Origin of the sequence: Blastococcus sp. MG754426 (assembly GCF_021699055.1) — a bacterium.
Lineage (GTDB): Bacteria > Actinomycetota > Actinomycetes > Mycobacteriales > Geodermatophilaceae > Blastococcus.
Window position 1 is genome coordinate 1 of sequence record NZ_SSXC01000145.1, and the last position, 2618, is coordinate 2618.

General features: G+C 78.5%; 4 protein-coding genes. 2 read left to right on the forward strand and 2 right to left on the reverse strand.

What is annotated here, in order from left to right:
- Positions 1-80 precede the first annotated feature (80 nt).
- A complete protein-coding gene (locus E9549_RS22610; protein ID WP_236828849.1) occupies positions 81-374 on the reverse strand; it encodes a transcriptional regulator in 294 nt (97 codons plus the stop codon).
- Complete coding sequence (locus E9549_RS22615) at positions 371-823, reverse strand: hypothetical protein (RefSeq protein WP_236828851.1); 453 nt, start codon at positions 821-823, stop codon at positions 371-373. Before E9549_RS22615 ends, E9549_RS22610 begins: the two co-directional genes overlap by 4 nt.
- 50 nt (positions 824-873) lie before the next feature.
- On the opposite strand from E9549_RS22615, the gene cobC reads away from it, so the two are divergent.
- A complete protein-coding gene (cobC, locus tag E9549_RS22620) occupies positions 874-2010 on the forward strand; it encodes an Rv2231c family pyridoxal phosphate-dependent protein CobC (RefSeq protein ID WP_304505824.1) in 1137 nt (378 codons plus the stop codon).
- Positions 2011-2021: 11 nt separating this feature from the next.
- Positions 2022-2618: bifunctional precorrin-2 dehydrogenase/sirohydrochlorin ferrochelatase (locus E9549_RS22625; RefSeq protein WP_236828856.1), on the forward strand; the 597-nt coding region annotated here is incomplete at its 3' end.

Consider the following 2618-nt stretch of genomic DNA (forward strand, 5'->3'; position numbering starts at 1 on the left):
CCCCGCATCCGTCCCCCGTCCCGTCCCGCCCGTTCGCCGGCGCCCACTCTGCCGGTGCCCGGGTGGACGCGCGCGGAGGGTCAGCCCCCGGTGATCCGCCGCAGCTCGGCGACGTGGGCGTCGAAGGCGGCGCGGCCGGCTGCCGTCAGCGCGAGGCCGGTCCGCACGCGGGAGGCGCGGGTGGCCTTGCGGACCGTCACGTAGCCGGCCTCCTCGAGCTGCTTGACGTGCTTGGAGAGCACCGAGTCGCTGACCCCGATCCGCTCGCGCACCGCCGCGAAGTCCATCGAGTCGACGGCGGCGAGCAGCCCGCACACCTGGAGCCGGGGCGGCGCGTGCACGACCGGGTCGAACCGCGGCCGGACGGCGGTCACAGCTCGCCGCGCAGCTCGGCGACGTAGATGCGGGTCCACCACCGGCTGACCAGTGCGATGCCGACCCCGAGGACCGCGCCGGCCACGACCATCGCCCCGCCGACGTCGAGCGCCAGCTCGAGGACCAGGGCCGGCACGACGACCAGCGTGGCGCCGACCAGCCACGCCGTGTAGGCCCGGCGGGTGGGCCCCGGCCGGTCGCCGCTGACCCACGCGCCGGTCAGCCTCCGGTAGACCGCCACCAGCCCGCGGAGGCCGGCCAGGTAGACCACCAGCGCCCCGAGCGTCAGCCAGGGGAAGGCGAAGGAGTACGAGGCGAACAGCAGGAACGTCAGCAGGCCGAGGAGCGCGTCGTACCACCAGGGCTGCACCACGCGCTCGGCGAGCGCCACCCGGTCCGCGCGCAGGGCGGCCAGCTGCGCCCGGGCGTCCGCCTCGTCACTTTCCATGACGGAAAGCGTGGCCGTCGCTTTCCGATCCGTCAAGTCACGCCACACGGCTGTCACACGCGCCGTGGTCTCATGGCCGCCGGGCCCGACAGCGACAGCGAAGAGGAGACGTGACCGATCTGCGGCACCACGGCGACGCCGAACTGGCGCCCGGCCTGGTCGACCTCGCCGTCAACGTGCGGGCCGGGACGCCCCCGCCCTGGCTGCGCGACGTCCTGCGGGAGTCGCTGGAGGCCAGCGCGGCCTACCCGGTCCTCCCCCCCGCCCGCACGGCCGTCGCCGCGGCGCACGGCCGCGACCCCGGCGGGGTGCTGCTCGCCGCCGGCGCCGCGGAGGTGTTCGTGCTGCTCGCCCGCGCGCTGCGGCCCCGGCACGCCGTCGTCGTGCACCCCTCCTTCACCGAACCGGAGGCCGCGCTGCGGGCCGCCGGCCACCCGGTGAGCCGGCTGCTCCTGCGGGAGGCCGACGGCTACCGGCTCGACCCCCGCGCCGTCCCGGACGACGCCGACCTGGTGGTGCTGGGCAACCCGACCAACCCGACGTCGGTGCTGCACCCGGCCCGCGACCTCGCCGCCCTGGCCCGCCCCGGCCGCGTGCTCGTGGTCGACGAGGCCTTCGCCGACACCGTGCCCGGCGAGCCGGAGTCGCTGGCCGGGCGCGCCGACCTGCCCGGCCTGCTCGTCGTGCGCAGCCTGACCAAGACGTGGGGCCTGGCGGGGCTGCGGGTGGGCTACGCGCTCGGGCCTCCGGATCTGGTGGCCGCGCTCGCCGCCCAGCAGCCGCCGTGGCCGGTGAGCACCCCGGCGCTGGCCGCGCTGGTCGCCTGCACCGCCCCGGCCGCACGCGCCGAGGCGCAGCAGGCGGCGGTCGCGCTCACCGGGCACCGCGCGGCGCTGCTCGCGGCCCTGCCCCCGCAGGTGGCGGCCCTGGGCACCCCCCGCTCCTCGTTCGTCCTGCTGCGGGTGCCCGACGGGGCGCGGGTGCGGCGGGAGCTCCGCGACGCGGGCTGGGCGGTCCGCCGCGGCGACTCGTTCCCGGGGCTGGGCCCCGACCACCTGCGGGTCGCCGTGCGGGACCCGGCGACCTCGCGCGCGTTCGCCGCCACCCTCGCTGGGATCCTGTCCCGGTCCCCCCGGTGCGGCTCCACGGGGCGGACGACCACCGGCACCCCCGAGGAGATCCGCTGAACGCCACCCCGGTGCCCCCCGAGCAGGGCACGGTCTACCCGGTCGGGCTGCGGCTGCGCGACCGGCCGGTCGTCGTCGTGGGCGGCGGCCGGGTCGCCCACCGGCGCGTCGCCGGCCTGCTGGAGGCGCGGGCCCGCGTCACGGTGGTCAGCCCCGAGGTGACGCCCGCGCTGGAGTCGCTGGCCGCGGCCGGCCGCGCGACCTGGCTCCGGCGCACCTACCGCCGCGGCGACCTCGCCGGGGCCTGGTACGCGGTCGCCGCCACCGACGACCCCGCGGTCAACGCCGCCGTCGCCGCGGAGGCGGAGGACGACCGCATCTTCTGCGCGCGCGCCGACGACCGGTCGGCCTCCAGCGTCTGGACGCCCGCCATCGGGCGGCAGGGCGAACTGGTCGTGGGCGTGCACGGGGGCGGGGACCCGCAGCGGGCGATCGGGGTGCGGGACGCGATCGTCGCCGGGCTGACCGACGGCAGCATCCGCGACCGCGCCGCCCGTCCCGCACCGGGGGGCAGCGTGGTGCTGGTCGGTGGCGGCCCCGGCGACCCCGGCCTGATCACCGTCCGCGGCCGCCAGGCCCTGGCCACCGCCGACGTCGTCGTCGCCGAC

Coding starts and splice junctions, on each gene's coding strand:
- E9549_RS22615 (WP_236828851.1), bottom strand. CDS start 823: ATGGAAAGTGACGAGGCGGACGCCCGGGCGCAGCTGGCCGCCCTGCGC.